Genomic DNA, 4,948 nt, shown 5'->3' with positions numbered 1-4,948 from the left:
TTTTGATAAGCAAGTTATTTTATTCATTGGTTCTCTCACTAAAAGTATATCTGGGAGAACTTATACCTTATTATTCTATCTCTTTCATACCTTTATTTCCTTAACTTGACGCGTATGGGGATGCTGCAGGCTCAGGAAGAAGATTTTTTCACTTTCAACCAGAGTTAGGAAGTATAAACAATTTGCTGTCTCAAAACCTTGAAACTTTACGTAGTAGATCACGTGATATGGTGAGAAAAAATCCATATGCAGCAAATATTATTGATACAATAGTAAGTAACTCTATTGGAACAGGAATAAAACCGCAATCAAAAGCAAGGGATGGGGAATTTCGAAAGAGGGTGCAAGAATTATGGCTAAGATGGACAGATGAAGCAGACAGTAACGGAGTAAGTGATTTTTATGGATTACAAGCTCTAGTATGCAGAAGTATGATAGAGGGAGGAGAATGTTTTGTACGTTTAAGAACGAGAAAGCTGGAAGATAGATTTTCTGTGCCATTACAACTGCAAGTACTTGAGTCTGAACATTTAGATAATAAAACAAATCAAACTTTAGGAAATGGTAATGTAATAAGAAACGGGATTGAGTTTAACAAGCTTGGGCAAAGAGAAGCATATTACCTATTTAAAGAACACCCTGGTGAAGGCTCATTTGGTGAATCAGTGAGAGTGCCAGCAAATGATGTTTTACATATTTATAGACCATTAAGACCTGGGCAAATTAGAGGAGAGCCATGGCTTTCGAGTATACTGCTAAAGCTCTATGAACTTGATCAATATGATGATGCAGAATTAGTGAGAAAAAAGACAGCAGCGATGTTTGCAGGGTTTATTACAAGGCTCGATCCTGAAGCAAATATTTTAGGAGAAGGTGAAAGTAATGAGCAAGGAGTAGCACTATCAGGTTTAGAGCCAGGAACAATGCAGCTTTTAGACCCAGGAGAAGACATAAAATTTTCAGAGCCATCTGATGTAGGAGGAAGTTATGAAGCATTCATGAGATAGCAGCTGAGGGCAATAGCAATAGGCACAGGGATAACATATGAGCAACTAACAGGAGATTTAACGGGCGTTAATTATTCATCCATTCGAGCAGGATTAATAGAGTTTCGTCGTAGATGTGCTATGCTGCAACACAACATTATGGTATTTCAATTTTGCAGACCAGTATGGAGTAGATGGCTAGAATTAGCAGTACTCTGTGGAGAACTGAGTATAGATAAAAAAGTAGCAAAAGCAGCGAAAGAAGAAGTAAAATGGATACCACAGGGATTTGATTGGGTGGATCCTTTAAAAGACCAGCAAGCACAACAAATGGCAGTAAGAAATGGATTTAAGAGTCGATCAGAAGTGGTTTCAGAGCTAGGTTATGATGTAGAAGAAATAGACCAAGAAATTGCAGAAGATCAAAGACGTGCTAGTTCCTTGGGTTTAAGTTTTGATTCCGACGTTACTACTAATCAAGAGATAATATGAAAAACCAAGCGATATGGCTAAACAGATGTGTAATGGTAGAACCAAGGAGTTTTGAATTACTGTCACTACAAACAGGAAAGCAGCCTATCTTTAAAAATATAAAACATGCGGTAAGAAATAGTGAAAGAGGAATAATACCAATACATGGAATCTTGACGAAAAAGTCAGAAGTTTTTGATGATGTATTGGGGATGACATCGTATGAGAAGATAAGTGAAGAGATAGAAGAAGCTTTAATAGATAAAGAAGTAGAAACAATAATTTTGGACATAGACAGCCCCGGAGGAGAAGTAAACGGTTTATTCGACCTTTCCGACTTTATTTACCAAGCAAGGAGAAAAAAGAGGATTGTGGCAATAGCAAATGATGATGCGTATTCTGCGGCGTATGCAATTGCATCAAGTGCTGAAAAAGTATTGGTAACTAGAACTTCAGGAGTTGGAAGCATAGGAGTAATAGCAAGTCATATAGATCAAAGTGGGTTTGATGAAAAACAGGGAATAAAATATACGACAGTATTTGCAGGAAGTAGAAAAAATGATTTAAATCCACATGAGCCAATAACTTCTGAGAGTTTAGAAAGCCTAAAAAGCGAAGTGAATCGTTTATATGGAATGCTGGTTGAGCTAATAGCACGCAATAGAAACCTTTCTGTAGAGGCAATAAAATCAACAGAAGCAGGGCTATATTTTGGCGAGAAAGCAGTAGAAATAGGTCTTGCAGATGGAATTACAATTCTTTCAGAGTTTAAATCTATTAATAAAAAAGGGGATATTACTATGAATGAAAAAACTACAAATGACCTAGAAACTGACAATTTAACTAAGTATCGTACTGAAGTTCTTGAATTAATACGTTTATGTAACTTATCACGAATGCCAGAAAAGATAGGAGAATTTATTGAGCAAAGCGTAAGTGTTGAGCAAGCCAGGGAAGTTTTAATGGAGTTACTTGCAGAGCGAACGAAGAAGACAGAAATACTAAGTGCAATACCACAGAATTCAGGAGAAGAGTTGATGATGCAGGTAGCGAAAAGTCGTGCGCAATCAAACATTTAAAGTATGTGTATAACCGCCGTGTATAACAACCACAAATATGGCGGTAAAAAAATAAAAAAAGGAGAGAAAAAGACATGATAAGTATAACTGAAGGAAATAATTTAGGCGATCTTCTGAAATATGAAGTGTCCAACCTATATTCAAGAGATCAAATAACAGTAGCCAAGGGACAAAATCTAAAGCTGGGAAAAGTAGTTGGTTATGATACTAAAGATGGTTTTATTAAAGCTTTAAATCCAACTGCCACAGATGGGACACAAACGGCTATAGGAGTGATAGCAAGCGATGTAAACGCAAAGGAAAATAGTAAAGGAGTAATTATTGCTCGTGGTGCAATACTAGCAGATCATGCAGTTGTATGGCCAGCAAATATCATTGAAGAGCAGAAAACTGCAGCAATAAAGCACCTTGAAGGACGAGGGATCATTATCCGCAAGGGAGCTTAAAAAAACTATTAAAAATACAAAAGGGGGAAAAGAAAAAATGCAAAATCCATTTACAAATACAGCATTTAGCATGACGGCACTAACAAATGCGATAAATATATTGCCGATAAATTATGGACGAGTTGAAAATTTAAATTTGTTTCCAAGTAGGTCAGTAAGATTTAGACATATTACTATAGAGGAGCAAAATGGAGTATTAAGTTTACTACCAACGCAGTTACCAGGAGCACCAGCAACAGTAGGAAAACGTGGAAAACGAAAAATAAGAACTTTTACCATTCCACATATACCACATGATGACGTAGTGTTGCCTGAGGAAGTACAGGGAATAAGGGCATTTGGGTCAGAAAGTGAACTGAAAGCATTGGCAGATGTAATAACTGATCATTTGCAGCTAATGAGAAATAAACACGCAATAACGTTAGAACATTTGAGAATGGGAGCGCTGAAGGGAATCATTCTTGATGCTGATGGGTCGGAGTTATTAAACCTTTACAACGAATTTGAAATTACACCAAAAGTAGTAAATTTTGCATTGGGGACTGCGACAACCGATGTAAAGCGTAAGTGTCTGGAAGTATTGCGCCATGTTGAGGACAATTTAAGTGGTGAATATATGACGGGGATTCATGCACTGGTAAGTCCAGAGTTTTTTGATGCACTAATTTCGCATAGTAAAGTGAAAGAGGCATATGAAAGATGGCAAGAAGGAGCAGCGCTGAGGAATGACATGAGATCAGGATTTACGTTCTGTGGAATAACATTTGAAGAGTATAGAGGGCAAGCAACCGACCCTGAAGGAACCGTAAGAAGATTTATAGAAAGAGAAAGTGGAAACTGTTTTCCACTAGGAACAGCGAGCACATTTACAACGTATTTTGCACCAGCAGACTTTAATGAGACAGTAAATACTCTTGGACAGCCACTTTACGCGAAACAAGAGCCAAGAAGATTTGATAGAGGGACCGATTTACATACTCAGTCAAATTCTCTGCCAATGTGCCATAGACCGGGAGTATTAGTAAAAGTCGTTGTAACATAACAACACAGGTAGAGCAACTATAAAGTGGTGAGGCAGAAGAATGCTTTACCTGTGTGCCCCTTCTTAGCATGTAAAGGTTAGTATATAGCAGAAAAATATGCAAGAAAATATTAAGAGATTATTGCAAGATTGTTTTGCCCATTTAGGAAAAGTAGCTTTGTATGAATCAAAGGATAAGTCATATATGGTACAAGTACTAAAGCAACAGCCAGATAAATTATACGAGATTGGTGAAGGACAATTTGTAGGAGAAATTTTATTGTTGGAAGTAAGTGTGTTTGATGTATTAAAGCCAATGGTAGGAGATACTTTTTCCATAGGTAGTTGTAGATACAGAGTACACACACCACCACTTAGAGATAATTCAGGAATGGTATGGAAAATTCAAGCATCGGGGGTGTAAAATGTCTATTAATATAGAAGTTACCGATAATATTAATAAGGTAATTGAAAATGTAAATGCTGAAAGGAAAAAAGTGGAAAAAGCAGCGGTGAGGGCATTGAACAAAACAGCACTATGGTTAAAAACGCAAGCAGCTAAGGAAATTAGTGAGGAAAAGAAGATAAAATTAACGGTAATGAGAAAAAGGCTAAGAATTTTTAAGGCTAAGACAAGTAGGTTAGATGTATTAATGAGAGCAAATTTATATGATATTAGGGTATCAGCAATTGGCAAGATTAGACAAACAAGAAAAGGAGCGAAAGTAGGAAAACATAAGTTTATAGGAGGATTTATGGCAACAATGCCAAGAGGAAATAGTGGTGTTTTTAGGCGTGAAGGAAGAACCATACGCGTCAAGTTAAGAGATTGTGAGCAAATTTAGAGAGGTTAAAGTGGATACTCTAGCCCTTCTACGTTTGTCTTTTAATGAAAATCGCGACCAAGTTATAGTGAGTTTTTTAAGAAATGCTTTTAAACTATTA

At 36.8% G+C, this 4,948-nt stretch carries 4 protein-coding genes and 2 pseudogenes; all 6 read left to right on the top strand.

Annotation, left to right across the window (positions count from 1 at the left end):
• Positions 1 to 119: 119 nt before the first annotated feature.
• Positions 120 to 1,478 (top strand): annotated as a pseudogene (locus tag JR312_RS06030) (phage portal protein); the annotation flags it as partial.
• Positions 1,475 to 2,536: a S49 family peptidase gene (locus JR312_RS06025; protein ID WP_006280203.1), complete on the top strand. Its 1,062-nt coding sequence runs from the start codon at positions 1,475 to 1,477 to the stop codon at positions 2,534 to 2,536. The pseudogene JR312_RS06030 and the gene JR312_RS06025, both read left to right, overlap by 4 nt.
• Positions 2,537 to 2,610: 74 nt before the next feature.
• Complete coding sequence (locus tag JR312_RS06020; RefSeq protein WP_010082142.1) at positions 2,611 to 2,982, top strand: head decoration protein; 372 nt, start codon at positions 2,611 to 2,613, stop codon at positions 2,980 to 2,982.
• Positions 2,983 to 3,019: 37 nt separating this feature from the next.
• On the top strand, positions 3,020 to 4,024 hold the full coding sequence (locus JR312_RS06015; protein ID WP_006280204.1) for a major capsid protein: 1,005 nt from the start codon (positions 3,020 to 3,022) through the stop codon (positions 4,022 to 4,024).
• Between the two features lie 97 nt (positions 4,025 to 4,121).
• The gene (locus JR312_RS06010) at positions 4,122 to 4,427 is read left to right on the top strand and encodes a head-tail joining protein (RefSeq protein ID WP_007550857.1); all 306 of its coding nucleotides are present in this window, start codon (positions 4,122 to 4,124) and stop codon (positions 4,425 to 4,427) included.
• Between the two features lies 1 nt (position 4,428).
• Positions 4,429 to 4,809, top strand: a pseudogene (locus tag JR312_RS06005) (phage tail protein); the annotation flags it as partial.
• Positions 4,810 to 4,948: the final 139 nt, after the last annotated feature.

Origin of the sequence: Wolbachia endosymbiont of Nasonia giraulti, from assembly GCF_048054155.1 — a bacterium.
GTDB classification, from domain to species: Bacteria; Pseudomonadota; Alphaproteobacteria; order Rickettsiales; family Anaplasmataceae; genus Wolbachia; species Wolbachia pipientis_C.
This window is presented reverse-complemented; position numbering and strand designations above follow the sequence as displayed.